The following is a 26361-nucleotide window of genomic DNA, read 5'->3' on the forward strand; positions in this document are numbered from 1 at the left end:
GGCCGGAGCTGCTTCGTTGCAGTTCCGGCCAGCTACCCCGGTGCGGTGTTTCTTTCCGTGATTACTACTTTTCAGCACTTCACAACACATCTCTAGGGGAAAACACTGGAAAGAAATGCACTTCTTCGCGTATTCTTAATAAATGACGCCTGGAAGCTGGAACCGCGAAGTCGCCCTACCGCCGTCGTCCGCCGCCTCCCCGGAACTGGACGTCATCAGCCTGGGCCGCCGCGTGAGGCATCTGCGCAAGCAGGCCGGGTACACGCTCGACGACCTGAGTGTCGCCGTCGGGACCGCCCCCAGCCAGTTGAGCCTGATCGAAAACGGCAAGCGGGAGCCCAAACTTTCGCTGCTGCAAGGGCTGGCCGCAGCCCTGAACGTGAGCATCGACCAGCTGCTGGGCGCCGAACCGCCAAGCCGCCGCGCGGCCCTGGAAATTGAGCTGGAACGCTACCAGCGCGGACCCCTGTACGGGTCCCTTAACCTGCCCAAAATCCGCATCAGCTCACGGCTCCCGGTCGATGTGCTGGAGGCGCAGGTGGGGCTGCTGCACGAGCTCGAACGCAAGCTTAACGAGCAGGTTGCGACGCCGGAGGAAGCCCGCCGGGCGAACGGTGAGCTGCGTGCCATGATGCGCGAGCGCGGTAACTATTTCCCGGAGTATGAGGCCGAGGCGCAGAAGGTGCTAGGGCTGGTGGGTTACACGGCCGGGCCGCTGAGCCAGCACGTCATCGCCGACATCGCCGAGAAGCTCGGATTCACCCTCCACCACGTGGGCGACCTGCCGCATTCCACCCGATCCGTGACGGATTTGAAGAACCACAGAATTTACCTGACGCAGAACCAGCGGCAGGACCACGACCCCCGCTCCGTGCTGCTGCAGGCCCTGGGGCACTACGTTTTGGGGCACGAGACGCCGAAAAACTACGGCGACTTCCTCGCCCAGCGGGTTGCCACCAACTACTTCGCGGCCGCGCTCCTGTTGCCGGAGCAGGCCACTGTGGACTTCCTGCAGAAAGCCAAGGCTGCCAAGGAAATCGCGGTTGAGGACATCCGTGACGCCTTTGCCGTCTCCTACGAGACCGCCGCCCACCGCTTCACCAACCTCGCCACGAAGCACCTGGGCATCACCACGCACTTCCAGAAGACCCACCAGAGCGGCATCATCTACAAGGCCTACGAGAACGACGGCGTGACGTTCCCGATGGACCATACCGGCGCCATCGAGGGCCAGCCGTCGTGCAAGGCGTGGACGTCGCGGGCCGTGTTCGATGTGCCGGACAAGTTCAGCGCGTACAGCCAGTACACCGATACTCCGTCCGGTACGTATTGGTGCACGGCCCGGACCGAACGATCGGCCAACGGTGAGTTCTCGCTGTCGATCGGGGTGCCGTACCAGCATGTGAAGTGGTTCCGCGGCCGGGAAACCACGGCCCGCGAAAAGTCCACGTGCCCGGACCCGAACTGCTGCAAGCGTCCACCGGCCGCGCTTGCCTCCGAGTGGGCGGGCAACGCCTGGCCGTCGGCCCGCGCCCACTCGCACCTGCTTGCCGCGATGCCGCCCGGCGCGTTCCCTGGCGTGGACGAGACCGAGGTGTACAGCTTCCTGCAGGCGCACTCGGGGAGCTAAGTGCGGCCGGCGGTTCGCGTTCTTCGCGCCGGAATGGCCGGAACGGTGCCCGGACGCCGGAAGTTTCCGTACGACGTCGGCGCGTTCCGGCGACTCCCGCATAGTCCTATTCGGTGGGTGCTTGCTTAGCCGCGACTGACTGTGCCCACGCCAGAGCGCTTTCGCGGCGGGGCTCTCCGGGAGCAATCAACGTGATCCGTTCCGCCAGGACTGCCGTGTCAATCAGGCCCGAGCCGATGAGCGCGAGTACGAAAGCATGATCCTTGGGGCGTGCTGCGATCAATTTGGCCGCGCACAAGTCGTAGGGATCCAGGCAAAGGCCCGTGCTATTTTTCGTGTTTTCATTGCGCACGCCGACTAGCCGATATTCCCAGTCTCGCGGGAGCACGGCAGTTTCTCTTCCAACGCCCTGGACATAAAAACCAAATTCACTGTGGAAGGGGGACAACTCACCGATTGCTGCATCGATGCTGTCGGCAAGGCTACCGACATCGTCGTCAGACATCGGCGCGATGTCCACCTCATCCGACATGGTGGCTGCCGCCGGTAACTGGTCCTCAGTGTACGAGCCGAGAATCGACTGGCTGCCGATCACGATGACGCGGTCGCTGCGGATGATCTCTGTGGCCGCCCGGATGGCATGTTCAAGTTCTTCACGTCGCAAGGGCTGCCGCCTTCTTAATCGCAATGACACGCTCGCCCTGCGTCAGTGCCCCAGCGAAGGGGCTCATCTGCCGCAGTTCTTTTGCGATGGGGCTGTCTTCAAGCATTGCAGCCTCGAATTCACCCACGGGCAGGTCCAACAGTTCGTCCCAGCGGTCCAACCACTTTTCGGCGATCGAGTTCCGCGGTCGTTGGCGCATCCTTTCGATTCCTGCCCGTCCGATTTCACGGATCGACTGCTCGTTGTCGTGCAGCTTGAGGCCTAGCTGGACATGTAACTCAAACGGGATCCGCTCTTCGCGTCGGGGCATGCGGGGCCGGCGGTCGCGGGCCGCCTTGATTGCCGACTGAATAACAGCAGGGCTGCATCCCAGGCGTCCGGCCAGGTCGCGGATGGATAGGCCTGAAACATGGAGGGACCAGATGGTTTCCTGGCGAAGGCGTGCAGCCGCCAACTGCTTCTGGCGCAGACTTTCGCTTTGCTGGCCCAGAGCTCTGGCCTCTTCAACCATGCCTGCCAGATCGATGACGGTCACATGTGTATGGTACTCCCGTACGGATTGCTGAGGGAAGGGCGTTACCAATTCAACCGGGTTACCCGTGCAGTTCCCTGTAGGCGGCAGCGGCTGCGGGGTGCAGGGGCAAACTGGCGGTGTTGATCAAGGATTCCGGACTCAGGAACTGGATCCCCAGGCTGGACCTCGGGATCAGTTCCTCGGCATGGACCACCAGCAGTTCGACGGTCCGCTTTACGGTTTGGCCATCAAGATCGCTCCGGCACAACAGCAGGTTCGCCACGCCAACGGTCCACACGGCGGGGATGCCCTCGTAGGCGCCTGCCGGGATCAGAACCCGGTCGTAGAAGACGCCGTATTTGGCCCGCAGTGCCGGCAGCAGCGGTGACAGATCGAGGAAACCCAGCCCGACGTCGTCGTGCGCGGCAGCAATGGCCGCCGTAGGCACGCCGCCCGACCAGAACAACGCGTCCACTGTTCCGTCCCGCAGGGCCGCGAGACCCGCGTTGAGGCCGAGGCTCAGCACTGTTACGCCGCCGGCGGTGCCGGCAGTGGAGCTCAACCCGGCCGCCTCGATCAGCCGCGGAGTGGTCAGCGACGTCCCCGAACCGGGCTCGCCGATGGCAACGGTCCGGCCGGCAAGCGCGCCAATGTCCCGGATCCCGCTGTTGTGCCGGATGACGCAGTGGACGTAGTTCTCGTACACCTTTCCGACGGCGGTGAGTCCGACGGCGGGCGGGTCACCTACCGCTGTGCGTTGGGCCGCTGAGTCGGCAAGCGCGACGGCGAACGTGGCTTTGCCGGTCAGCAGATGTTCGAGGTTGTCCAGGCTGCCGCCGGTAGCCAGCGCAGTGGCTTCGCCAGCCACCCCGTGACGCTGGAGGGCAGCCGCCAGCAGTTCGGCGAACTCCAGGTAGAAGCCTCCGGGCTCGCCGCCGGCCACGGTGACGGTGCCCGGGCGGTCTGTGGGTGTGCACGCACTCAGGGCCGGCAGAAGCAGTCCGGACAACCCGGCCGCTAGGCCGGCCTTGAGGGCGGTCCGCCGCGGGGGAAGCGGGGGAAGGGCCCGCGCTCCGGGCAGATCAGCCACGCGGAGCCACCTGCTCCGGACCAGCAAAACTTCCAGGCACGTCCGCGGCACGCGGAAACTCGAGGCGCGCGATCAGGCCATGCGGCGAGGCTTCGGCAAGCTCCAACCGGCCACCGTTGGCCCCGGCAAGCTTGTCCACAATGGTCATGCCCAGACCGGTTCCGCGTATTTTCCGGTGCGCCGGGGAACGCCAGAAACGGCTGGTGGCCGCTGTCCGTTCGTCGGCGGAAAGCCCGGGGCCGTCGTCGGACACTTCAAGGGTCACCGTGCCTTGGCTCGCGCGGGCGGCCACCGAGATGTGGGCGCCGGGAGCGTATTTGATGGCGTTGTTGATGAGTTCCCCCACCATCTGCGCCAGTTCCGCGGCGTTGCACTCGATGTGTACCGCCGGTTCGGGCGGATCTGCCAGCAGGATGGATGCTCCGCTGCGCTGGGCCGCAGGGCCCACCCGTTCGGTTTCTTCCTGCAGGATCGGATAGGGGTCAAGGGGAGCCTGCGCCCCACGCGACGGGGTTCCAAGCGGGCCCCGGGCGGAGTCCTCAGAGGCCCTGTGCTCGGCGGCCGCCAGCCGAAGTACCCCGTCCAGGATCTCCTCCACGCGTTCGAGCTCGGCCAGCACCCCTGCCGCGGCGTCGTGTTCCCTGGCGGTCTTCAGCTCCAGCTGCAGCAAATCGATCCTCAGCCGCAGGGCCCCCACCGGATTGCGCAGTTCGTGCGACGTGTCCGCTATCAGTTGCCGTTGGGAATCGAGGCTGTGGCTGACGGTCTGCGCCATGGTGGTGAATGAACGGCTCAGCTCCCGCAGTTCCGGCGGCCCGGCCTCGGGAAGCTGACCGGTCCGGCCTGTTGCCTCGAGTTCGGTCACCGCCGCATTCAGGCGGTGAACGGGCCGGAGGACCCACCCGGTCACGCGGGCCGCACCCAGCAGGAGCACCGCACCCAGGGCCGCCGCCGCCAATCCGACCACGAGCCAACGCTCCCTCAGTTTCTGCCGGGCCGCGTCCAGGTTGACCTCGAGCACCGCCTCGCCCAGGACTTGGCTCGCGCTGCCGAAGGAGCGGGAGATCACCTCGGAACCGGAGCCGAACGGCTGCAGCGGGGTCAGCGTGGTGTCGCTGAGGTTCAGGTTCGCCCTGGCCACCCCGTCCCGGACGTCTGCCCGGTCCTCGTTCAGGCCGCCGGAGCGCAGGGTGCCCTGCTGGAGGCGGATCAGGACTCCTTCTCCGTAGAGTTCGGAATACCGGTCCATCTCCGTCTGCAATTGAGCGGTTTCGCCGGCAGCGGCTGCGTCGAACGCCACCTGTGCCAGGCGGTTGAGCGAAGCGGCACGGTTGATCTGGAGTTCCTGGGTCAGTTCGCGGCCGGCGGATGTCAGGATGGCGTTGGAAGCGATGATGACGATGAGCAGCGCCAGGACACTCAGGATGCCCAGCACGCGCAGTTTCACGCCGGGTCCGCCTCAACCCGGTAGCCGACGCCGCGGACGTTGATGATGAAGCCCGGCAACTGGAGTTTGGCCCGCAGCCCCGTCAGGTGCACGTCAAGGGACCGGGAAGAGGCCACGAAAGCGTCGCCCCACAGCGCGTCCAGGATCTGTTCGCGGGTGACCACCGAACCCGCGTGGCTGGCCAACAGTGCCAGCAGGTCAAACTCGGTGGCCGTCAGCGGCAGCACCTCGGAACGGAGGGCCGCCACGCGCCGCTCGAGGTCGATCTCAAGTTCGCCGAGCACCACGCTCTGTTGCCGCGTACCGCTATGGCGGCCCGCGCGCCGGGTGACGGCCTCGATGCGGGCCAGCAGCTCCACGAGCTTCACCGGCTTGACGAGGTAGTCGTCCGCTCCGGACCGCAGGCCGAGCACCACGCTGCGTTCGTCGTCGCGCGCGGTAAGAATCAGGATCGGCACCGGCGTGACCTGGCGCAGCTTCCGCAGTACTTCCAGGCCGTCCATATCGGGCAGTCCCAGGTCCAGCAGGATCACTTCGAACTTCCGGTGGGCCAGGAGGGCGTCGGCTCCGCGGGCAACCCGGGTGGGGTTGTGCCCCGCGGTCACGACGGCGGCGGCGAGGGCGGACGCCATGGCGTCGTCGTCCTCGACGATGAGCAACTCCATGGTCTGGTCCCTTATTCGCTGAGTGGGCACCTGCAACCTGCCCGCTTTGGAGGTTACCCCTTCTCCCGGCGAAACCTAAGGAAGTGTTAGGAAATGCCCTCCCACGTTGGTTGTGCCCTGGATCACGAATAGTTTAGGGGAGTCCCAGCCTTTCAGGGGACTGTCAACGTCGAGGAGGAACCATGAGCAATGTTGCCGTGGACAGCACAAATGTACGCCCGGAACGGTTATCGGTGGCGCCGCAACCCGGGAAGGTTCAACGATGAGCGCCCAGCACGCAGAAGTCCAGAGCGAAGCAGCGCAGACCCGCAAGGCCGTCAGTAATATTCTCAAAGGCTCAGCCGGCAACCTCGTGGAGTGGTACGACCTCTACGTCTACACGGTCTTCGCCGCCTACTTCCAGTCCCACTTCTTCAACTCCAAGGACGAGCTGCAGGCCGGCCTCGAGGCGATGGCAGTCTTCTCGACGTCGTTCCTGATGCGCCCCATCGGCGCCTGGTTCTTCGGCCGTTACGCCGACCGCAAGGGCCGTAAGGCCGCGCTGACGCTCAGCGTGACGCTGATGTCCGCAGGTTCCTTCGCCATCGCGCTCCTGCCCACCACACAGCAGGTGGGCGTCTGGGCCTTGGTGCTGCTGATCCTCATTCGCCTGATCCAGGGGTTCTCCGTGGGCGGCGAATACGGCACCAGCGCCACCTACATGTCCGAGGCTGCCACGTCCAAGCGCCGTGGCTTCTTCTCCAGCTTCCAGTACGTGACCCTGATCGGCGGCCAGATGATGGCGCTCCTGGTTCTGGTCATCCTGCAGAACGTTATGCCCAAGGGCGATCTGACCGAGTGGGGCTGGCGTATTCCGTTCGCCATCGGCGGCGTGGCTGCCCTGGTGGTCCTGTGGCTGCGGCGCTCCATGGAGGAAACCGTCTCCGCGGAGCAGGTCGCGGCCGCCAAGGCGCCCCTCGCGGCCGGCGAAGCCCGGCCTGGCACCATGCGGCTGCTGTTCACCCAGTACTGGAAGCCCCTGCTGATCTGCATCGGCGTCACGCTCGGCGGCACCGTGGCGTTCTACACCTACACCAACTTCATCCTGAAGTTCATGAACGATACGTCCGGCATCGCCAAGACCGACACCTCGGTCATCAACTTCTGGGCGCTGTTCATCTTCATGATCCTCCAGCCCGTCTACGGCATCATCTCGGACAAGGTGGGCCGCAAGCCGCTGCTCCTGTGGTTCGGCATCACCGGCGTCCTCTTCACCTGGCCGCTGCTCTCCACCCTGTCCAACACCAAGGACCCGTTCACCGCGTTCCTGCTGATGATGGGCGGCCTGCTGATCGTTGGCGGCTATACCTCCATCAACGCCCTGGTGAAGGCTGAGCTGTTCCCCGCCTCCATCCGCGCCCTCGGCGTCGGTTTGGGTTACGCGATCGCCAACTCGCTCTTCGGCGGCACGGTCCCGCTGCTTGGTGCCGCGTTCCAGAAGGCCGAACGGGTGGACCTGTTCTTCACCTACGTCACGGTTGCCATCGCCATCTCGCTGGTGGTCTACATTTTCGCCCTCAGGAACAAGAAGTCCACGCACCTGGACCGCGAGCAGGGCGAGGCCTGGACCCGGCCCGACAAGGACGACGACAAGGACCTCATCAACGTCTAGTTCTGGTGAGTGTACGACGGCGGCTGGCCGGCTCAGCGGTGACCCTCGCCCCGGACGCTCTCTCAGATCCTGCAGCAAAACCCGGGATACTCTCTCACTTTCTTGTGGAAAGTGAGAGAGTATCCGGGTTTTCTTGCATTAAGTGCGAGAGCGTTGGCCGCACCTCCCTGCGCGGATCGAGGAGGCGTGCCTCATGGCGGCGGGGCGAGACCGAAAAGACGCAAACCGTGACCCTCCGGGGAACTTCAGCGATGAGGATGCAACGAAGCCCGCCATTGATGCCTGGGTCAACAGGAACACGGGTGGCCGGATCAAGGAAGCACCTCGGACCTGCGCCTTCACAACGGCTAAAGGCACCATCGCCGCCGCCGTCACCCAGATCAATGGAGGGGTCACCAGCGCTCCGCCACAGCCTGAGCGGTCCATCAGTTTCGACCGGCCGTTCCACTATCAGATCGTGCACGTAGAAACGGGCCTGCCGCTGTTTATAGGAAAGGTCACCGACCCCGTTCCTAGCCGGCCCGGGGGAGTGGGGTTCTCCAGCTAGCGCGCGCCGCCCTGCCAGAGGGCGTCGAACGGTGCGCCGGAGGCGACCCGGTTGCGGATGCCCGCGGTGACAAATGACTTTGCGGTCCGGGCAGCCTCCAGCGGCGTGGCGCCCTTGGCCAGTTCGGCAGTCACAGCCGCGGCGAGTGAGCAGCCGGCGCCGGAAACGGCCACCTCGCCCACCTTGGGTGCGCTGAGGAGTTCCAGGGTCTCACCGTCGTAGTAAACGTCGACGGCGTCCAGGCCTTCCAACCGAACGCCGCCTTTGGCGAGAACCGCAGCGCCGCTGAGCTCATGGATGCGGACTGCTGCGGCTTTCAGGGACTCGACGTCGGTGATCGCGAGGCCGGACAGAGATTCGGCCTCGAAGTGGTTGGGCGTGACGAACGTGGCCAGCGGCAGGATCTGCGCCTTCAAGGCTTGGTCCGTGTCCAGTGCGTGGCCCGGCTCCTGGCCCTTGCAGATGAGCACCGGATCCAGCACCACGTTGCGGAACTGGCCCGCTTCCAGCGCCGCCGCAACCGTGCTGATGGTGGCAGGGCTGCCGAGCATGCCGATCTTCACGGTGTCCAGGACGGCCCGGCCCGGCGCCAACGACTCTCCCGACGCCCCGCCAGCGGTGACCCCTGACGCCGGACCATAGGCCGCCGTCGTAGCCTCCAGCTGGTCCGCGATCACCTGCTGGTCCACCGGCACAAAACGGTGGTTCCAGTTGTCGCCCGGATCGAAGGACACGATGCATGTCAGGTTGGCGATGCCAAAAACGCCCAGCTCCTGGAACGTCTTCAGGTCGGCCTGGGCTCCGGCGCCACCCGTGGCTTCGGACCCCGCGATAGTCAGGACGACGGCGGGAGCGGACACGGGGGACTGGACGGCAGCTGAAGCAAAAGTCATGGCACTATCCTGCCATCCGCCGTCGGGCCAACATGCTCGGTATGTTCACCATCCTCATGTGTGGCCACGAGGCCCACAACAGCCAGCCGCCCCACGGCCGCGCAGAATCCGGTCCACAAAACGAGTCCCCACATGGTGTGCCAGTGGGTTCCCATGAGGAAGAGGAGGGTGAGGAAGCCGGTGACGAGCCCCGCCCCGCCGATGGCCACAATGTGAAGCCATTGGTCACGGACGGGCCGCATGAGGATTCCGGTCGCGAGTGCCAGGGGCATACCGAGGATCAGGGCGGCAGGGATTCCGAAAACGTAGCCCGTCACGCCGTGCGGAAAACCGAACAGGAGCACGGTGATGGCGCCGCCCAGCAGGAACGCTCCGGGGCCGAAGGTCACCCGGTCCGGCCGGCTCACGCTGTCCCTTTGGCGATGGTGAGCAGCGCGCGGCCCAGCTCAGGCTCCCGGAAGATGAACCCCGCGTCAAGCAGCTTCTGCGGCTGCACCCACCGGCTTTTCAGCACGAGCTCGGCCTCGGTGCGGATCAGCACGGCCCCCAGCCGCAGCAGCCAGGCCGGAGTGGGAATGCCCAGCCTGGCGCCGTAGGCCCGGCGGACCAGCCGCATCAGATCACGGTTATCCACGACGTCCGGGGAGGCCACATTCACGGGGCCTGAAAGGTCCGTTCGCGCGTGGAGGAACCGGACGGACCGGTACAGGTCCTCCACATGAATCCAGCTGAACTTCTGGCTGCCCACACCCATATGCCCGCCCAGGCCAAGCCGGGCCAGGGCAGCGAAAGGCCGCAGGGCGCCGCCGCCCGGACCCAGGACGATGGCGATCCGCAACGCAATTTTCCGCGTTCCGGGCGTGGGGGCGGCCTCCAGCGCAGCTTCCCACGCGCGTGCCACGTCCACCGAAAAGCCTGTGCCGGGTTCGCCGTCGGACTCTGTCTGGGGCCGGTCATCCGCGTGCCGGTAGATGGTGCCGGTGCTGGCGTTGAGCCAGGCCGACGGCGGCGCCTGGCAACGTGCCAGGGCGCGGCCGAGTGCCGCGGTGGTGGCGACGCGGGAATCGAGGATGGCCGCCCTGTTCCTGGCGCTATAGCGGCAGTTGACTGACCGTCCGGCGAGGTTCACCAGGAGGTCGGTGCCGTCCAGCACCCGGGAGATGGCGTCGTCGTCGTCGTTCCAGCTGGCCGCTTCGGCCGTACCCGGTCTGGCCCGGCGGCCGATGGTGCGCACCGTCCAGCCGTCCTGTTCGAAGCGGTCCCGGAGATAGGTGCCGATGAAGCCTGAAGCCCCGGCGAGCACCACGGTCTGTGTCCTGTTCATTTCTTCCCCCAATGTTGTGTTCGGTGGTGCGTTCAGGCGCGGATGCTGCGGCTCAGGCCCAGGACGTCATCCAGCACCTTGTTGACGCCCGGAATCCGTGCCAGCGACAGGCCCCGGGCGATCAGCGGGACAACTCCGTCCACCAGCTTCCGGGTCCGGCGCTGGTCTTCGGAGGTGTCGTACACCCAGAACAGGGCGATCCCCATATAGCCGAGCCAGAGCAGCTCGGGCAGATCGGCGCGGAGCTTCTTCGGAGCGGGTGGGCTGGCGCCTTCAACCGCCGCCCTGAAGATGGCGAGGGATGCCTCCCGGGCCGCCGTCGACTCGCCCGCGAACGGATTGACGGGCGACGTCGGCCGGATGGCCGTGGCCGCGAAGTCGGCGCCGAAGCGGTGGTATGGCGCCATGACGTCCAGGCCTGCGTGCAGGGTGGCCTTGAGGCGGCTGCCCAGGTCCTTGAGGCCTTCGAGTGCCTCGTGAGCCTTGGCCGCATGCTCTGCCTGGACCTGGACGTACAGCTCCTGCACCAGATCGTCCTTGGAGGCGAAGTAGTAGTAGGCGTTGCCCACGGAGACCCCGGCCTCGGCTGCGATGGCCCGCATTGTGGTCTTCTCGAAGCCGACCTCGCGGAACATACGCAGCGCGACGTCCGCTACGAGTTGCCTGGTCTGCTCGCTCTTGGCGGTCATAATTCTCCCCTTTTGAACATGTTCAAAACTTAGTATGCCATGGAACTGAACGTGTTCAAAACTATTCTGGCGAATCTTCAGGGGGAGAATGGCGTGACAGTGCTAATAGAGCCGGCGTCCCGCGCAACTTTCGTTGCGGGAACGGTACACCGAGCGAACCACCACGAATGGAAACTCCCATGCCTTCCCCCTCGGGCCCTGACGCCCTGCCCATCGCCGACTCCGCCCCGACGGCGCCGAAATTCGCATCGATCGGCTCGCCGTACTTCGGCATCATGCTGGCGTTTATGGCCGTGGTGCTGATCCTGTCCAACATTGGGGCGTCCAAGGGCGTCGCGATCGGCCCGATCATCACAGACGGCGGTTTCTTCCTGTTCCCGCTCGCCTACATCCTGGGCGACGTCATCAGCGAGGTCTACGGCTTCCAGGTGGCGCGCAAAGCCATTTTCACCACCTTCGCCCTGTCCGTCTTCGCCTCGGTTTGCTACTGGGTGATCATCGCCCTGCCTGGCTTTGATGACGACTTCGGCACGTCCAAGCAGGCCGCCCTTGAGGGGGCTCTTGGTCCGGTGCCGCAGATTGTGCTCGCCTCGCTGCTGGCATTCCTGGCCGGCCAGACCATCAACTCGTGGATCCTGGTGAAAATGAAGGCCCGCTCCGGGGAGAAGTCCCTCTGGACGCGGCTGATGGGATCCTCCGGCGCAGGTGAATTCGTGGACACTCTGATTTTCTGCAGCATCGCCGCCTCCGTCATCGGCATCACGGACTTCGGCACGTTCCTGAACTACGTTGTGGTGGGCTTCGTCTACAAGACGCTTGTGGAGTTCCTGTTCGTTCCGGTGACGTCCCTGGTGATCGGCTGGATCAAGAAGCGCGAACCAAGCTACGGGGTCTAGGCTCGCCGCCCGCCCCGTTTCGACGGTTCCCTGCGGATACGATGTTCGCAGTCATCGAGTGGGCAGGGAACCCCCGAAATGGTGCCTGACCCTAGGCCGCTGATTGGCTCCTGAGTGCCCGGAGGACGGTCATCTTGAACTCCTGCTCGCGGAAAAGGTGTTTCCACTCGACCCGGATGAATGTCCAGCCGAGGGTCATCAACGCCTTTTCGCGCTGCCGTTCGGCAAAGATGGCCTCATCCGTGGGCTGGAAGTCGAAGTACTTCACCCTGCCGTCGAATTCCAAAGCCACCTTTTTGTCCCGCCAAGCGAAGTCGAGTCGGTGCTGGCCTTCCGCGGACCAGACGACCACCTGGAGCTCAGGGGGCTCGATGCAGAGCCGGCGGACCAGTTCGCGGGACAGTGTTTCGCCCGGAGACTCGGAACGGGAATCGCTGTCTTCGATGGCCCTGCGAAGCGCCAGGACTCCGTTTCTTCCAGTCAATGCAGAGCACATCTTCCGGAGCTTCTCCACATCCGCACCTTTCCGCAGGGCATGGTCCATCAAAACCAGGGCCTGCCTGTAGTTCAGCATGAGGCAGCAATCCACCACCGTCCGCTCCAGCGAAGTGCAGGGCAGACCGTCCACGAAAGTGACGTCCTCGGCCCCCAAATCGCGGGTGTGTGCCACGACGTCCTTGCCGTGGGATATGCGCGAGGGACACGTCTGCTGCGTGACATGAACGAGATCGTCCACGTCCCAGAGGAACAGCCCAAGGAGCCGGGCACCCGAGGTGTGGCTGTAGACAAAGCCACCGCCCGATGTCGTCAGCGTTCCATGAGCATGGGCCGCGATCAGCTGCCGACTGCGTACCCAGGGCTTCTGCCTCGCCCAGACACTGCCTCGGATGTAGCAGCCGCGTCTGAGCCGGACCAGGTCTCCGGAGCGTACCGATGCAGCTATGGCGCGGGCATTCAGGCCGGCTTCCAGAAGCTCCTCTGTTCGCCACAGGTCCACTCCAACCGGAAGACCACCGCGCGATACATTCGACATGCCTCCAGCCTCCGCTGGTTGCCTGGCCGCGAAAAGACAGAGGTGTGGCTATGTGGACAACTCCGGTTCGACGGTTCCCTGCCCCCTAGACGGTTCCAAACATCGAGTGCGCAGGGAACCGTCGAAACGGCGCGGAGAACAACGGCGGGAGGCGCCGGGCCGGCGCTTAGGAGTAGTACTGCGCCAGGGTCTCGGCCTTGAACTCGAACAAGGTCCCGGCCTCGATGGCCAGCCGGGCGTCGTCCACCATCTTCACCACAAAGCGCTCATTGTGGATGGAGATCAGCGTGGCGGAGAGCATCTCCTTGGCCTTGAAGAGGTGGTGGATGTACGCGCGCGAGTAGTTGGCGCAGGCGTAGCAGTCGCAGCCCTTCTGCAGCGGCCCGAAGTCCCGCTTGTACTTGGCGCCGGAGAGGTTGAAGCGGCCGGCAGGTGTGTAGAACGCCGAGTTGCGGGCCACTCGGGTGGGGGAGACGCAGTCGAAGGTGTCCGCGCCGTTCTCGATCGCCGTGAAGATGTCGTCCGGCTCGGAGATGCCCAGCAGGTGCCGCGGCTTGTCCTCCGGCAGTTCCTCGTTGCACCAGCGCACAATCGTACCCAGGTTTTCCTTCTCCAGCGCCCCGCCGATGCCGTAGCCGTCGAAGTCCATGGCGCCAAGGTCCCGGCAGGCCTTCCGGCGCAGGTCCTCGTACTGGGCACCCTGGATCACGCCGAAGAGGGCCTGATACGGCTTCGCCGCCCGGGATGAGGTCAGGCGGAAATGCTCCTCCAGGCAGCGCAGCGCCCACAACCGCGTGCGCTCCAGCGATTCCTCCTGGTAGCCGCGGGAGTTCTGCAGCGTGGTCAGCTCGTCGAAGGCGAATATGATGTCCGCGCCGATCTGGTGCTGGACCAGCATGGAAATTTCCGGGGAGAAGCGGTGGCGGTCGCCGTTGAGATGCGATTTGAACCAGACACCGTCGTCGTCGATGTGGGCCAGGCGTTCTTTGCCCGGTGCTACGGCGTCGTCCGGTCCGGAAGTGTCCACCGACTTCATGTCGATGACCTTCTTGAACCCGGAGCCCAGGCTCATGACCTGGAACCCGCCGGAGTCCGTGAATGTCGGCCCGGACCAGTTCATAAACGCACCCAGCCCGCCGGCCTCGTCCAGGATCTCGGCCCCCGGCTGGAGGTACAAGTGGTAGGCGTTGGCCAGAAGCGCCTGTGCCCCCAGTTCCGCCATGGATTCCGGCAGGACGGACTTCACCGTGGCTTTGGTCCCGACGGCGATGAACGCCGGCGTGCGGATCTCGCCATGAGGTGTGGTGATTGTGCCCGTGCGGCCCAGGAATTCGCCGCCGTTGGCCGACAGTTGGGAAGCCGACGGAGCACAGCTGTCAGCAAGGCGGGTGCCAACGGTGAAGGAGAACTGCGACTGGTCAGCCGCAGCTGAGACGGCCGCCGGTGCGACGGGATCAGCTGAGCCGGGATCAGCTGAGACGGCCGAAACGGAGACAGATGTAGCGGAGGCGGGGTTGGCTGGCACGGTTCCAGTGTGCCAGCAAACGTAGCCGATCCCTCAGTGGGCCGCTTCCGATGTGGGGTAGTTCTCAGCCCGCCAACCGTCCCAGAGCGACTGGATGGACTCCATTTTGTGGGCACCCAGATCGAACGTCGAGGCGATCACCATGGCGCCGCCGTGGGGCCTCACACCTTCAATGACGGGCTGGTCCGCCACGATCAGCAGGCCGTCGCCGTGCTCCGCGTAGCTGTGGACGGTGAGCCCCACCTGGTGGTTGCTGTGGAACCAGACCTTGCCGGTGATCTCCTCCCCGGTGGAAAGCGTCAGCATGTACGTCTCGCCCGGCGCAGGCACGTCCGACAAGCCCAGCTTTTCTATGGCGGAAGCAGGCTCGCCGGGAAATTCGAAGAACAACGTGTGCCGTTTGCCGTGCGGGTGGTGTTCCAGCGCGAAGCGGAGCTGCTGGAGGAACGTCAGCCAGCCCTGGGTGATGTCCTCGTCCCAGGCCGCCCACTCCGAGTTGTGGTCCAGGGCTGCCCGGGTGACACTGACCAACGTCCCGGCGGACACCGGTTTGAGGTCGAAGACGTCGCCGCCGTTGGTGGTCAGGCTGGTGTGGTCCGGGGCTTCAACGACGTTGCTGCTGAAGTAGATCCCATCAATCTCATCGGCCAGTTCGTCAGCCTCCCAGCCGTGCCACTGGGCAACTTTGGCCGGTTCACGCAGCATGGTCCAGACCTGCGGCGCATCAGCATTTACCACCACGCTCAGATTGTTCGTCATAGCCCGAATCTACAACGCGGGCGCAGCCCCGGGTAGGGGGCAATTCCCACACCCGGGCAAGCTCAGGCCCGGACGGCCTCGAGTTCGTTGCTGATCCGGCGCTGGAGTTCGCCCACGCCGATCGTCTCAGACCCGCCGTGTGCCCGCAGGAACAGCAGGGATTCGAGGCGAAGCAGCCGCCACTCCCGCTCGGCCTCATGGTTGGAGTTGTCGATCGAGCGGAAGATCTCTTTGTCGTACAGGTTGGGTTCGTTCAGCGACCGCTGCCGCACCTTGGCGTTCATCCGTGCCTTGAACAGGTCCGTTTCCTGGTTTTCCGGCAGACGCAGCAGCTTTTCATAGACTTCGGCGCGCTCCTCCTGCCGGTCCTGGCGGCAGATGAAGCTGGACAACGCCAGCGACGCCTCCACGGACGCCCACCGGCCCGGGTTGCCGTCGAACGGGAGGACGTTGAGCAGGTCCGCCACGGTGAGCGCCCCGTCCGGATCCTTGAGCGTGATGAACAGTTCGTGGGCCAGGTCGCTGAGGTCCTTGAGGCAGCTGCCGGACTTGAAGTTGATGCCCTTGGCCAGCTTGTCCGCCAGCAGCAGCACCCCAACGGCGTCCGGGTGGGTTTCCGCGGCAGCCTCCACAACCGCTTCGGGTGTGCCCTGCGGCGCCGGAATCCGCGCCAGTTCTTCCGCGGACGGGCCGCTCGCCGCGGGCGGGATGGCCGGCAAGGGAGGTACGACGACGGCGGGAGCCGCCGGGGCTATCTCCGCTTCGCGTGTGTGCTGGGGCTGTTCGGCAGGGGGTTGCGCCACGACCGGAAGCTGGGTGACGGCGTCGGGCGTTGTGTCCCGAACGGGGGTGTCCTGAACTGTGGTGTCCGTAACCGTGATGACCCGGACTGTTGTGTCCAGGATCTTTACGGTGGAGCCGGCTGCGATGCGGAGGGTGCCGCCGCCGGTGAGGTTTGCCAGGACTACCGCAGGGGTCCCGAAATCATCCGGTTCAAACTCCACGTGCTGGATTTCGGCGGTGCGTTCACCGTCGGGGAGGAGGAGCTGATCGCCGGTGGTCAGAGATCCAGCCTGCTGTTCGCTGTAGTGCCTGGCGGCTGGGTTTTCGGTCATGGGAGTCCTTAAGTTCTCTTGCGGTCCGCCCTACAGTCTACAAAGCGGGGCGCCGGAAGTCGGGGACGCCGGGGAACCCGCGGGCGTCAGTGACCCACGCCCGCAAAGGCCAGCGCCTGGCGGACCAGGGCGCCGCGGCCGCCGCTGAATTCGAGCTGGACGTCGGGGCTTAGCACTTCCGCAGGGGTCATCCAGGTCAGTTCCAGGGCGTCCTGGCGGGGTTCGCATTCGCCGGTCACGGGGATGAGGTACGCCAGGGACACGGCGTGTTGGCGGTCGTCGGTGAAGCCGGTCTGGGACGGGGCCGGGAAGTACTCGGCCACCGTGAAGGGGACCGGGCTGATGGGAAGCTGCGGAAAGGCGAGCGGCCCCAGGTCCTTTTCCATATGGCGCAGGAGTGCGGCGCGGATGGTCTCGCGGTAGATCACGCGGCCCGAAACCAGCGACCGAATCATGTTCCCGTCCTCGTCGGCCTGCAGCAGCGTGCCAACCTCGTTCACAAAACCCAGCGGATCCAGCCTTACCGGCACGGCCTCCACATAGATCATGGGGAGCCTCCCGCGGGCCTCAAAGAGGTCTTCTTCGGAGAGCCAGCCGGGATTGGGGTCAGGAGTGCGAACGTTCATGGTTAAGTTCTACCCCATCGGACGGCCTCGGACCGCTGAGGGGTGAGCTCTCAGCGTAAAGCGTCGCCCAAAGCGCCGGAATGTCTCCCCTCGGCCGGTTCACCCCCGCTTCACTTGGGGCACCCCATAGCCGGATCCGGGCCGGATCACGGCGCGGCGAGGCGCTGCGAGATCCAGACGGTGGGCGGGACGTGCGGGGCGGCAGCGGCAGTGTCTGCAGTGCCCGCGGTGCCTGCGGCGTCGGGGTTGGCCACGTGCAGGGTCCGGCCGAAGGCTTCCTCGGTTTCGCTGACGTCCAGCCCGGCTGCGGTGAGCCGGTCCCGCAAGGCGCCCAGATCGCCGTCGTACTCAAATCCCAGGCCGGACCGCGCGCGGCCAGACGCCGGGCGTACCATCAGCACCCCGCCGTTCTTGGCGGTGAAGTCGGCGGTTTCGTCGGCGTCCGGGACAGGGCGGAACCTGGCGCCGATGTCCTGCAGGGTCACCGCGGCGGCGCCGGGATCCTCCGTAAACCAGACACCGACGACGGCCAGGGCCGGATCAGCGTCAGCCGCGTTCGGCTCCCGGGCACCTTTGTCAGCCAGGAAGCTGAAGCCGTCCCGGCCGGTGATGCGGCAGGACTCGCCGTGGTCAGCGGCCATGAGCTCGGCGACGGTATTTCCGGATTTCTCCGCGGCCAGGGTGGTGCGCCGGGCAAATTCTGCCAGATCGCCCACCTCAACGCCCAGGGCCGTGGTGCCGTCATCCGGGGCGCCCGCATCGGCCAGGTCCAGGGCCAGCCGGCCGGAACCGGCGTCGAACTCCCGCCACGGGCCGTTATCAACGGTCTTGGCCATGCCCAGGGCAGTCAGGAGTTGCTCCCAACTGTCCGGCCGAGAGGTGAAATGGACGGGTCGGACACGCAGCATGGGTTCCTCCTCGAAACCGGGACAGGTGGGCTACCGCCATCATGCCACTTCCTGCTGAAGGCAGGCAGAATAGGGCCATGGCCATTGAACTCGAGGAACTGCTGGTAGCGGACGCCGCGGCGTGGCGGCTGTGGCTGGAACAGCACCACGCCACCAGCCCTGGCGTGTGGCTGGTGCTGCATAGGAAGGGCGGCAACACCACTGAACTGGACTACGAAGCAGCGCTGCAGGAGGCGCTGTGCTTTGGCTGGATCGACGGTCAGGGCAAAAGGCGCGACGACGACAGCTCCTTCCAACGGATGACCCGCCGCGGCCCGAAGAGCGTCTGGTCGGCGCGGAATGTGGACCGCATCGGGAAGCTCGAGGGTGCCGGCAGAATGACTGCGGCGGGCCGCGCAGCCGTCGACGCCGCCAAGGCGGACGGGCGCTGGGAGGCAGCCTATATGGGGCAGGCGACGGCGGAAGTCCCTCCCGACCTGGCCGCCGCGATTGTTGCCGTCCCCGAGGCCCAGGCCATGTTCGACGTCCTCACCTCCGTGAACCGGTATGCGCTGATTTACCGGACAAATTCCGTGAAGCAGGCGTCCACCCGGGAACGAAAAATTGCCGGCTTTGTGGAGATGCTGGCCCGGGGCGAGGCGCCGTATCCGCAGAAGAAGAAGCCCGCCGACCCACCCAACTAACTGGCAGTAACTGTCGTTTTGAGGGCTCATAACGACAGTTACTGCTGCTTAGTTGGGGTCAGTCGCCCAAAGGGAAGGCGACGGCTTCGCCCACCACCCGCAGGCAGAGTTCCATTCCCGGCCGGGCGATGGAGGCGTTCCAATGCCGGATTGTGATGACTTCGCCGCCGCCGGGGTAGCGGTGGTCGGTGCCGCCGGCCAGTTCAGGTGGCACAGAGAGTTTGAGGCGCACGGTGGTTTCCGGGCCGAAGTAGTCGGTGTCCACCACCACGCCGCGGATGGGGCCATCCTCGGCAATGCGGATCTGCTCCGGACGCAGCATCAGCTGCACCCGTCCCTGGGCAGGCGGGCGGCGCACGGGAATTCCGCCCAGTGAGCACGTGGCCAGCGAGCCTTCCATCCAGGCGTCCAAGATGACGGCGTCGCCCAGGAATTCCGCGGTGGCGCGGTCGGCGGGGCGGGTGTAAACCACAAACGGGTTGCCGATCTGGGCCAGCTTGCCGCCGCGCATCACGGCCACCTGATCAGCGAAGGACAGGGCCTCGGCCTGGTCGTGGGTGACCAGGATGGTGGTGACGCCGGCTTTGTTCAAAACCTGGGCCACGGCCCGCCGGGTTGCCACGCGCAGGCCGGCGTCGAGGGCTGAAAAGGGCTCGTCCAGCAGCATAAGTTCGGGTTCGCGGGCCAGGGCGCGGGCCAGGGCCACACGTTGCTGTTGCCCGCCGGAGAGCTGGTGTGGCCGCCGCTTGGCCATGGAGGCGTCCAGCGAGACCATGTCAAGCAGCTCGCTGATACGGCCCGCGGCCCCGCGGCGGCCGCCCGCGAGCTTGGCTGTGTCCAGGCCGAAAGCGATGTTCTGGCCCACCGTCAGGTGCGGGAACAGTGCGCCGTCCTGGGCCACATACCCCACCTGGCGCTTGTGCGCAGGCAACCACACACCGTCGCCTGCCACCTTGGTGCCGTTGAGCGAGATGCTGCCGGTGGCGGGGTGTTCAAAGCCTGCGATCAGCCGCAGCAGTGTGGTCTTGCCCGAGCCGGAAGGCCCCACGATGGCGGTGGTGCCGCCCTTGGCCACGGACAGGTTGACGCCCTTGAGGACGGCCTGGGACGCAAAGTTCTTGGTCACGTCCGTGATCTGCAGGTGGCTGTTGGTGGAAGGAGCCACGGACGCCGCGATCCGCGGTTCCGGAAGCCTGGAGGGGGAGTGTTCGGTCACTGTCCGGCCACTTTCTTGGACTGCTGGAAGAGAAGGTAGGTCATCGGTGCCGAGAGCAGGATCATCAGCAGGGCGTAGGGGGCGGCGCCGGCGTAGTCGATCTCGCTGCTCTTGCTCCAAAATTCGGTGGCGAGCGTGCGGGTCCCGTTCGGGGAGAGCAGGAGCGTGGCGGTCAGTTCGTTGGCGATGGCCAGGAACACGAGGGCCGCGCCGCCCGCAGCCGCGGGAGCGGTCAGCCGGAGCGTCACCCGGATGAAGGACTGCAGCGGAGGCTTGCCCAGCGCCTGAGCTGCCTCATCCAACTCCTTAGGCGCCTGCGACAGCCCGGAACGGATGTTCACGAGTGCCCGGGGCAGGAACAGCAGCACATACGCCGCAATCAGCACACCTGCGGTCTGGTAGACGCCCGGCACCACGCGGATACTGACCGTGACAAACGCCAGGCCCACCACAATGCCCGGCATGGAACTGGTGACGTAGTTGGACAGTTCAAGCGCCTTGCTGAACCAGCTGGGGTGCCGCACGGCCAGATACGCCATGGGGAACGCGACGGCGGTGGTCACCACGGCGCCGGCCAGGCCATAGCCGAGCGTCTGCAAAAGGGCGGGCAGGAACTCATCCAGGGCCCAGATATCGGCCCCGCCGGCGACGATCCAACGGAAAACAAAGTACAGGGGGAGTCCGAAGGCCAGCCCGGTGACGGCGAGCAGAGCGAGTTGCCCGGGCAGCTGGTAAGCGTGCAGGGGAAGCCGCAGAGCCTTGGCCTGCGCGCCGGAGCCTACCCGGGCGTACCGTGCTGTGCCGCGGCCGCGGACTTCCACCAGAAGCAGGATGAGGCAGAAGAACACCAGGACGCTGGCCAGCATGTTCCCAGCGGTGCCGTTGAACGTGGAGCGGTACTGCACCATGATGGCCGTGGTGAAAGTATCAAACCGGATCATCGCGAAGGCCCCGTATTCGGCCAGCAAATGCAGCGAGACCAGGAGCGCTCCGCCGGTCATGGCGATGCGGAGCTGCGGAAGAACCACCCTGAAAAAGACGCGCCAGGCGCCCAGGCCCAGGGATGCAGCGGACTGTTCGATGGCCGGATCCAGCCGGCTGAGCGTCGCTGCGGCGGGGATGTACACGAGGGGAAAATACGACAGCGTGGCGATCAGCACGCCGGACCACAGGCCCTCCAGTGAGGGGACCGCGGAAACCCACGCGTAGCTGTTCACGAAAGCCGGAATGGCCAGCGGTGCGGCCAGCAGGACCGCCCAGAATTTGCGCCCGCGGAGCTTGGTCCGCTCCACGAGCCACGCACCACCGACGCCCAGGATGAGGCACAGCGGTACGGTGATCACAATCAGCAGGACGGTGTTCAGCAGCAGCTCGCCCACCCGCGCCCGGAAGATCAGCGCAACCGCGGTGTCCCAGCCGGTGGCGCCCGTCATGAAGATGACGTAGCCGAGCGGGAGCAGTGAAAACAATGCGATCAGCACCGCCACAATCGCTATCGCAGAAACGCCGAAAGGCGGGCGGGGGCGCTTGCCCCGGCCCGCCGTCGTCGTGCTCCCGGAAATCTCGGGAGCCACCAGATCAGTGGTCACCGAATTACAGCAGTCCTGCCGTGTTCATCAGCTCGGTGACCTTTTCGGAGTTCAGCTTGGCGGGGTCAACCTTTGGAGCCTGCAGCTCCTTGACCGGAACCAGCTTGTCGTTGGCCGGAATGTCGGAGGCGATGGCGTACTCGAAGGAGGTGCCCTGCTGGAGGACTTCCTGGCCCTTCTTGCCGGTGATGAACTTCAGGAAAGCCTGCGCTGCCGCAGCATTCTTGGACGACTTCAGCACACCGCCGCCGGAAACGGAGAGGAACGCGCCCGGGTCCTGGTTCTTGAAGTAGTACTGGCCCACGTTCTTGGAGTTTTCACCGGTCTTGGCCTGGTCGCCGAAGTAGTAGTAGTGGTAAATCAGGGCCGTTTCGACTTCTCCGGCGTTGACGGCCTTCATGGCAGTGCTGTTGCCCTTGTAGTCCTTGGCGTTCTCCTTCATGGCCTTGAGCCATTCTTCGGCTGCGGCCTCGCCCTTGAGCTCCAGCAGCGCGGCAACGATCGCCTGGAAGTCGGCGCCGGACGGGGAGGCTGCCCACTTGCCCTTCCACTCCGGCTTAGCCAGATCCAGCATGGACTTGGGGAGCTTGTCTTCGGTCAGCTTGGTCTTGTCGTAGACCAGGACCGTCGAGCGGGCGGCGATGCCGGTCCACTTGTTGGTGCTCGGGCGGAATTCGGCCGGCACCTGCTCCGTGGTGGCCTTGTCCACGTCAGCGAACAGGCCCGCATTCTCAACCTGGGCCATGGCCGGGGAGTTCTCCGTGAGGAAGACATCGGCGGGCGAGGCCTGGCCTTCCTGGATGATCTGCTGGGCCATCTCCGGGTCTTCACCGTTGCGCAGGGTGACCTTGACGCCGGTCTCCGCGGTGAACGCGTCCACCCATTCCTTGGTCAGGCTCTCGTGCTGCGCGTTGTAGACCGTGATTTCGCCGGCGGCTTTGCCGTCTGCGGCGGAGGAGCCGGTTGCTGCGGGCGTGGTGCTGCCGCCGCAGGCGGTCAGTCCGAGGGCTGCGGTGGCGGCGAGTGCGATGCCGGCCAGGGCGCTGTTGCGGATCTTCATCGAGTGCTACTTTCTGCGAACAAAGTCAACGGGACCGGAGTCCTTGTGGGCCGGGGGATTCGGGGAGGCTCACTTGAGAAAGCGTAGGTTAGCCATACCTAAGCCACCAAGCCGCAACGGCCTTAAGTGAGCAGGATCACAAGAATTACGGAAGTGTTGCGTGACGTAATTAATTCAGGGCGGGGCTAGCGGCGGCTCATGCTGTTGGCGAAGCCGATCATGATCGCCGTCCACCAGAAGCCCTGAGAGAGAACCCCGCGCCACCAGCAGCCGCGCCCGGAGGTTTGCGGCGACGTCCCTGAACATGGTCCCTCCGGGCAGGGCATGCAGGGTGCGCATGGCCGGGACCAGGGAGATCCCGTTGAGCATCAGCCCCAGGACGCAGCACATCTTGAGCTGCGTTGCCGGGTTCGTGATGTCCGGACGGATGAAGGCACCCGTCAGCAGCAGCCCCATCAGGCCGATCCAGATCAGCGGGGCCGCAGCGGATTCCAGTCTGCTGGTGTCGTGCAGCCCGCGTTTGCCGATGAGCCACAGGAAGCCGACCCAGTCCACCACGATGACCGCACCGAAGGCCAGCACCATGGCTAGGACGTGCGCGGACAATGCGAGCCGGTGGATACCGGCGTCAAAGGTGTACGTACTGCCTGCCGCGATGGACATGCCCCATGCGCCCATTGCTGCCACGGACAAGACCGGAATCAGGAGCCTCGGCCTGGACAGCACGGAGCCCAGTGCGGGGGTGCTCATGCCTGGCCCCCATCAGGTGAAGAGGCCTTCGCCGACGAACCCGCCGGGCTGGATGCCCGGCGGAACCGCGGCCAGCGCGGAGCCGGTGTGCTTGAGGTATTCCAGGGCCAGCGTGTCCTGCTTCGACATAGCCAGCTGCATGGGGACGTAGTGCGTGCGCGGATCCTTGACGAAGGCGATGAAGAACAGTCCCGCGTCCAGGTGTCCCAGCCCGTCGGAGCCATCGGTGTAGTTGTAGCCGCGGCGGAGCATCCGCACGCCGTTGTTCTGGTCCGCGTGGGCGAGCCGGACGTGCGAATCCATGCCCATCAGGGGTTCGCCGTCCTTTCCCTGGATGGCGAAGTCCGGGGCGGTGAACTCCTTGCCGCCGGAGAGCGGCGCACCTTCGGACTTGGTCCGTCCGATCAGCTGTTCCTGTTCCCGCAGCGACGTGCGGTCCCAGATCTCGATGTGCATCCGGATCCGGCGTGCCACCAGGTAGCTGCCGCCCTGCATCCAGGCTTCCTCCGGGCGGGAGCCTGCCCCGGCCCAGACGTGCTCCTGCAGGAGCGATGTGTCTTCGGCCTTGAGGTTGTTGGTGCCGTCCTTGAAGCCGAACAGGTTCCGCGGGGTCTGCTGCCGGGACGTGGAGGACGTGCGGCCGAAGCCGAGCTGGGACCAGCGGACGCGTACCGTGCCGAAACCGATGCGGGCCAGGTTGCGGATGGCGTGGACAGCCACCTGCGGATCGTCGGCGCAGGCCTGGACAATGATGTCGCCGCCGCTGCGGTTGGGCTGCAGGTCATCGCCCGGGAAGTGCGGAAGGTTGATCAGGGCTTCGGGACGGCGGCCCGCCAGGCCAAACCGCGCCTTGCCGTCCTTCTCGAAGAGCCCGGCACCGAAACCGAACGTCACAGTGAGCTTTCCGGCGCTCAAGCCCAAGGCCTCGCCCGTGTCCTCCGGAGGTGCGTCGTACGGGCCGTCCACGGCCCCGGTGGTGCCGGCTTCCCGGCCGCGGGTCATGGCCTCCGCGGCGGCAGTCCAGTCCTTCAACAGCTGGATGAGGGCACTGCGGTCCTCGGTGATGACATCGAAGGCGGCCATGTGCAGGCGGTCCTGCGCCGCGGTGGTGATCCCGGCCTGGGTTGCCCCGTGGAACGGCACTACATCACCGGTTCCTGCCTGTGCCTGTGCCGGGGCGGCTACGGCGGCCAGGGTGTCATGGCTGAGCAGTCCGGCTGCGAGGCCGGCCAGGGCGCCGGCACCTCCGGCGCCGGCCAGGGACAGCAGTCCCCGCCGCGACAAGCGCGACGCCGGTGCCTCCTGAGTGGGGGTCGCGGCGGCGACCGCGGCACTGGCTGGGGCAGGTGCGTGGGCAGCCGCAGCAGAAGGTGCCTGGGCAGCGGAACCCGCTGCGCCGGCGTCGTGCTCGCCGCCCCCGAACGGGCAGCCGCTCACAGCACAACAGCCGCGGTGAGGTGGGACAGGGGTTCGCCGAGGGCGTCAACCAGGGCTGCCAGCTTCTGGACCTGGCCCTGGCTCAGCTCGTCGTAGTAGACAAAGCCTTCGCCGCGAGCATGCTGCTTCAGCTCGGTCTGGAGGGCGGCGAACTTCGCGTCCAGGGACGTGGCGAGTTCCGGGTTCTTCTGTTCCAGGACGGGCCGGAGGTTTTCGAAGGCGATCCGGGCGCCGTCCACGTTGGCCTGGAAGTCCCAAAGGTCCGTGTGGGACCAGATCTCTTCTTCGCCGGTGACCTTGCCGGTGGCTACCTCATCGAGGAGTTCCTTGGCGCCGTTGCCCAGCTTGTCCGCCGTCAGTTCAACGGTCCTGGTGCGGGTGGCCAGTTCTTCGGTGTCGGCAACCAGCTGTGCTGCCAGTGTTTGGCGCTCGGGGGCGGTAAGCGCGGGGAAACCTGCCGGCGGGAAGAGGTCCTTCTCGGCCCGGTGCCAGCCGGTCCACTCCTCGCCCGGCGCCAGGTCCGCCTCGCGGGCGTCCAGCTTCGGGTCAAGGTCGCCGAAGGATTCGGCCACAGGTTCGATCCGCTCCCAGTGCATTCGGGTGGCGGCGTACAGTTCGCGGGCCTTGGCGGCGTCGCCGGCAGCGTAGGCCTTGGCGAATTCCTTGGTGCCGGCGACCAGCTGCTCGGTCTGGTCCTTGACGTAGGACACGTACTGGGCGGTGCCCTGGTCCGTGAGCGCCTTGATATTGGTGTCGACGGCGGGCTTCTGGCCTGACTCGGTGACCTCGAAGCCCGCGCGGATGCCGTCGCCCTGCATGCCCGGCTTGCACGCCGTTGTGTACTTGCCTGCGGGGGCCGAGACCACCAGGTTGCGCGTCAGGCCGGGGCCGATGTTCTCAACCTCGGCGATGATCCGCAGGCCGTCCTCCGCCAGCAGGTAGAACTCCGTGAGCTGGCTGCCGTCGTTCTGGATGGCGAAGGTGATGTTGCCGCTCTTGGTGGATTGCGTGGACAACGTGCACGCGTCGGCCGTGCTGGAGACCTTGATGGGATCGGCGGCTGCTGCGGCGTTGTTGTCCGTGCAGGCGGCCAGGGTCAGCGGCAGCACGGCTGCGGCCAGCAGGGCGACGTAGCGGGAAATGCGCTTGGGAAAAATGGGCAGGGGGAAGATAGGCACGGGTAGATCCTTTGGGGTGTGATGCGTTGGACTGTGGGGTTAGGAGACTATGGTGGCGGCCGTGGTGCGGTCAGCGGTGACCGTGTGGGCGCACCGGTTGGAACGGAAATAGAGGTACATAACAGGCGGAACGTAGAGCAGCTACGCGGCGGCCTCAAACCAGGTGGTGGCGGGCGGGAAGTTCAGTGTTCCCCTGAGTAGGGTGCCGTACCAGGACGACGGCGGGACGGCGGCGACGGCAGCGACGGCAGCGAGACCCCAGGCCGTTCCCTCGGATTGCAGGTCCACCCGCGAGCGGTGTCACTGCCCGCCCACATCCGCGGGAGGAGATGCTTGCGGCCGCTCTTCACCAGGTACGCCATCAGCAGGACCACGATCAGTGTCGCCTCGAGGCCCTCGCGGAGGCCAATCAGGTAGTTTGCAGTCATTGTGGATGGGCACCTCGGCTCGTGGAAGCCAAGGTTAGGCTTGC

The 26361-nt window shown here is 65.7% G+C and carries 27 protein-coding genes; 5 read left to right on the forward strand and 22 right to left on the reverse strand.

Features of this window, described 5'->3' with window-relative positions; all coding sequences use genetic code 11:
• Positions 1 to 142 precede the first annotated feature (142 nt).
• A complete protein-coding gene (locus ACQCSW_RS03780) occupies positions 143 to 1630 on the forward strand; it encodes a helix-turn-helix domain-containing protein (protein WP_426989563.1) in 1488 nt (495 codons plus the stop codon).
• Between the two features lie 106 nt (positions 1631 to 1736).
• On the opposite strand, the gene ACQCSW_RS03785 is transcribed toward ACQCSW_RS03780, so the two are convergent.
• Genes ACQCSW_RS03785 through ACQCSW_RS03805 form a run of 5 tightly spaced genes read right to left on the reverse strand, consistent with a single transcriptional unit; the run spans position 1737 to position 6010 of the window.
• Positions 1737 to 2294 carry a DUF6036 family nucleotidyltransferase gene (locus tag ACQCSW_RS03785; RefSeq protein WP_426989564.1) on the reverse strand — a complete coding sequence of 186 codons (558 nt, stop codon included), beginning with the start codon at positions 2292 to 2294 and terminating at the stop codon, positions 1737 to 1739.
• Entirely contained in the window at positions 2284 to 2829 is a 546-nt protein-coding gene (locus ACQCSW_RS03790; protein WP_426989565.1) for a hypothetical protein, read from the reverse strand. The genes ACQCSW_RS03785 and ACQCSW_RS03790 overlap by 11 nt, the downstream gene beginning before the upstream one ends.
• 58 nt (positions 2830 to 2887) lie before the next feature.
• Entirely contained in the window at positions 2888 to 3889 is a 1002-nt protein-coding gene (locus ACQCSW_RS03795; protein ID WP_426990614.1) for a TAXI family TRAP transporter solute-binding subunit, read from the reverse strand.
• 1 nt (position 3890) lies between these two features.
• The gene (locus tag ACQCSW_RS03800) at positions 3891 to 5345 is read right to left on the reverse strand and encodes a sensor histidine kinase (RefSeq protein ID WP_426989566.1); all 1455 of its coding nucleotides are present in this window, start codon (positions 5343 to 5345) and stop codon (positions 3891 to 3893) included.
• Entirely contained in the window at positions 5342 to 6010 is a 669-nt protein-coding gene (locus ACQCSW_RS03805; protein WP_426989567.1) for a response regulator transcription factor, read from the reverse strand. Before ACQCSW_RS03805 ends, ACQCSW_RS03800 begins: the two co-directional genes overlap by 4 nt.
• Before the next feature lie 262 nt (positions 6011 to 6272).
• Between ACQCSW_RS03805 and ACQCSW_RS03810 the strand changes: the two genes are divergently transcribed.
• Positions 6273 to 7661, forward strand: coding sequence for an MFS transporter (locus ACQCSW_RS03810; protein WP_426989568.1), 1389 nt, complete (start codon positions 6273 to 6275; stop codon positions 7659 to 7661).
• A gap of 193 nt (positions 7662 to 7854) precedes the next feature.
• Positions 7855 to 8208 carry a serpin family protein gene (locus ACQCSW_RS03815; RefSeq protein ID WP_426989569.1) on the forward strand — a complete coding sequence of 118 codons (354 nt, stop codon included), beginning with the start codon at positions 7855 to 7857 and terminating at the stop codon, positions 8206 to 8208.
• Here the strand turns inward: ACQCSW_RS03815 and ACQCSW_RS03820 are convergent.
• Genes ACQCSW_RS03820 through ACQCSW_RS03835 form a run of 4 tightly spaced genes read right to left on the reverse strand, consistent with a single transcriptional unit; the run spans position 8205 to position 11114 of the window.
• Complete coding sequence (locus ACQCSW_RS03820) at positions 8205 to 9101, reverse strand: hydroxymethylpyrimidine/phosphomethylpyrimidine kinase (RefSeq protein WP_426989570.1); 897 nt, start codon at positions 9099 to 9101, stop codon at positions 8205 to 8207. The two genes, ACQCSW_RS03815 and ACQCSW_RS03820, sit on opposite strands and share 4 nt — an antisense overlap.
• A complete protein-coding gene (locus tag ACQCSW_RS03825; protein ID WP_426989571.1) occupies positions 9098 to 9508 on the reverse strand; it encodes a hypothetical protein in 411 nt (136 codons plus the stop codon). The genes ACQCSW_RS03820 and ACQCSW_RS03825 overlap by 4 nt, the downstream gene beginning before the upstream one ends.
• On the reverse strand, positions 9505 to 10425 hold the full coding sequence (locus ACQCSW_RS03830; protein ID WP_426989572.1) for a TIGR01777 family oxidoreductase: 921 nt from the start codon (positions 10423 to 10425) through the stop codon (positions 9505 to 9507). Before ACQCSW_RS03830 ends, ACQCSW_RS03825 begins: the two co-directional genes overlap by 4 nt.
• A 32-nt stretch (positions 10426 to 10457) precedes the next feature.
• The gene (locus ACQCSW_RS03835; RefSeq protein WP_426989573.1) at positions 10458 to 11114 is read right to left on the reverse strand and encodes a TetR/AcrR family transcriptional regulator; all 657 of its coding nucleotides are present in this window, start codon (positions 11112 to 11114) and stop codon (positions 10458 to 10460) included.
• A gap of 179 nt (positions 11115 to 11293) precedes the next feature.
• Here ACQCSW_RS03835 and ACQCSW_RS03840 point away from each other — a divergent pair, with 179 nt between their 5' ends.
• Positions 11294 to 12010, forward strand: a complete 717-nt coding sequence (locus ACQCSW_RS03840) for a queuosine precursor transporter (RefSeq protein WP_426989574.1) — start codon at positions 11294 to 11296, stop codon at positions 12008 to 12010.
• A 91-nt stretch (positions 12011 to 12101) separates the two neighbouring features.
• Here the strand turns inward: ACQCSW_RS03840 and ACQCSW_RS03845 are convergent, their stop codons facing one another.
• The 6 genes from ACQCSW_RS03845 to ACQCSW_RS03870 all read right to left on the reverse strand — a co-directional run bounded on the left by ACQCSW_RS03845 (position 12102) and on the right by ACQCSW_RS03870 (position 17976).
• Entirely contained in the window at positions 12102 to 13043 is a 942-nt protein-coding gene (locus ACQCSW_RS03845; RefSeq protein ID WP_426989575.1) for a type IV toxin-antitoxin system AbiEi family antitoxin domain-containing protein, read from the reverse strand.
• A 166-nt stretch (positions 13044 to 13209) separates the two neighbouring features.
• Positions 13210 to 14568 carry a tRNA guanosine(34) transglycosylase Tgt gene (gene tgt, locus ACQCSW_RS03850; protein WP_426989576.1) on the reverse strand — a complete coding sequence of 453 codons (1359 nt, stop codon included), beginning with the start codon at positions 14566 to 14568 and terminating at the stop codon, positions 13210 to 13212.
• Between the two features lie 33 nt (positions 14569 to 14601).
• The gene (locus ACQCSW_RS03855; RefSeq protein WP_426989577.1) at positions 14602 to 15327 is read right to left on the reverse strand and encodes an SRPBCC family protein; all 726 of its coding nucleotides are present in this window, start codon (positions 15325 to 15327) and stop codon (positions 14602 to 14604) included.
• Between the two features lie 62 nt (positions 15328 to 15389).
• The gene (locus ACQCSW_RS03860) at positions 15390 to 16442 is read right to left on the reverse strand and encodes a DUF6707 family protein (RefSeq protein WP_426989578.1); all 1053 of its coding nucleotides are present in this window, start codon (positions 16440 to 16442) and stop codon (positions 15390 to 15392) included.
• An 86-nt stretch (positions 16443 to 16528) separates the two neighbouring features.
• Entirely contained in the window at positions 16529 to 17068 is a 540-nt protein-coding gene (locus ACQCSW_RS03865; protein WP_426989580.1) for an NUDIX hydrolase family protein, read from the reverse strand.
• A 146-nt stretch (positions 17069 to 17214) separates the two neighbouring features.
• On the reverse strand, positions 17215 to 17976 hold the full coding sequence (locus ACQCSW_RS03870; protein WP_426989582.1) for a VOC family protein: 762 nt from the start codon (positions 17974 to 17976) through the stop codon (positions 17215 to 17217).
• Between the two features lie 77 nt (positions 17977 to 18053).
• Here ACQCSW_RS03870 and ACQCSW_RS03875 point away from each other — a divergent pair, with 77 nt between their 5' ends.
• Entirely contained in the window at positions 18054 to 18659 is a 606-nt protein-coding gene (locus ACQCSW_RS03875; RefSeq protein ID WP_426989583.1) for a YdeI/OmpD-associated family protein, read from the forward strand.
• A 58-nt stretch (positions 18660 to 18717) separates the two neighbouring features.
• On the opposite strand, the gene ACQCSW_RS03880 is transcribed toward ACQCSW_RS03875, so the two are convergent.
• The 7 genes from ACQCSW_RS03880 to ACQCSW_RS03910 all read right to left on the reverse strand — a co-directional run bounded on the left by ACQCSW_RS03880 (position 18718) and on the right by ACQCSW_RS03910 (position 26317).
• Positions 18718 to 19875: an ABC transporter ATP-binding protein gene (locus ACQCSW_RS03880; RefSeq protein WP_426989584.1), complete on the reverse strand. Its 1158-nt coding sequence runs from the start codon at positions 19873 to 19875 to the stop codon at positions 18718 to 18720.
• On the reverse strand, positions 19872 to 21464 hold the full coding sequence (locus ACQCSW_RS03885; protein WP_426989585.1) for an ABC transporter permease: 1593 nt from the start codon (positions 21462 to 21464) through the stop codon (positions 19872 to 19874). The genes ACQCSW_RS03880 and ACQCSW_RS03885 overlap by 4 nt, the downstream gene beginning before the upstream one ends.
• A 4-nt stretch (positions 21465 to 21468) precedes the next feature.
• A complete protein-coding gene (locus ACQCSW_RS03890; protein WP_426989586.1) occupies positions 21469 to 22524 on the reverse strand; it encodes an iron ABC transporter substrate-binding protein in 1056 nt (351 codons plus the stop codon).
• Positions 22525 to 22698: 174 nt separating this feature from the next.
• Positions 22699 to 23274: a hypothetical protein gene (locus ACQCSW_RS03895; protein WP_426989587.1), complete on the reverse strand. Its 576-nt coding sequence runs from the start codon at positions 23272 to 23274 to the stop codon at positions 22699 to 22701.
• Between the two features lie 12 nt (positions 23275 to 23286).
• Positions 23287 to 24711, reverse strand: a complete 1425-nt coding sequence (gene efeB / locus ACQCSW_RS03900; RefSeq protein ID WP_426989588.1) for an iron uptake transporter deferrochelatase/peroxidase subunit — start codon at positions 24709 to 24711, stop codon at positions 23287 to 23289.
• Positions 24708 to 25889, reverse strand: coding sequence for an iron uptake system protein EfeO (gene efeO, locus ACQCSW_RS03905; protein ID WP_426989589.1), 1182 nt, complete (start codon positions 25887 to 25889; stop codon positions 24708 to 24710). The genes efeB and efeO overlap by 4 nt, the downstream gene beginning before the upstream one ends.
• Positions 25890 to 26071: 182 nt before the next feature.
• Positions 26072 to 26317 (reverse strand): FTR1 family protein, encoded by a 246-nt coding sequence (locus tag ACQCSW_RS03910; protein WP_426989590.1) that lies wholly within the window; start codon positions 26315 to 26317, stop codon positions 26072 to 26074.
• Positions 26318 to 26361 lie beyond the last annotated feature (44 nt).

The organism is Pseudarthrobacter sp. Y6, assembly GCF_050156205.1.
GTDB lineage: Bacteria > Actinomycetota > Actinomycetes > Actinomycetales > Micrococcaceae > Arthrobacter.